The organism is Rhodococcus sp. MurmanLake-1 (assembly GCF_056945715.1).
In genome coordinates, this window is the sequence record NZ_JBWZNF010000093.1 from 1 (window position 1) to 257 (window position 257).

1 protein-coding gene is annotated in these 257 nt (G+C 59.5%); it reads left to right on the forward strand.

What is annotated here, in order from left to right; translation table 11 throughout:
- Positions 1–36: 36 nt before the first annotated feature.
- Positions 37–257: isopeptide-forming domain-containing fimbrial protein (locus tag AC2ETI_RS32785; RefSeq protein ID WP_483635071.1), on the forward strand; the 221-nt coding region annotated here is incomplete at its 3' end.

Genomic DNA, 257 nt, shown 5'->3' on the forward strand with positions numbered 1-257 from the left:
ACGGGTGCGAACACGGGTAACACGACCCTTGATCCGGTGGTGTTGACCGATGATCTGTCGAAGGTTCTCGACAACGCCGCGTTGGTGGACGGTTCGCTCAAGGCGACGGTCGACGGTGTCGACGCGACTGCTCCGACCCTGTCGGGTACGACGTTGAGTTGGACTGGTGCACTCGAGGCGGGTAAGTCGGTTGTTCTGACCTACCAGGTGAAGATCAACGACGGTGTTGCCGGCGGGGTTCTGATCAACAACAAGGT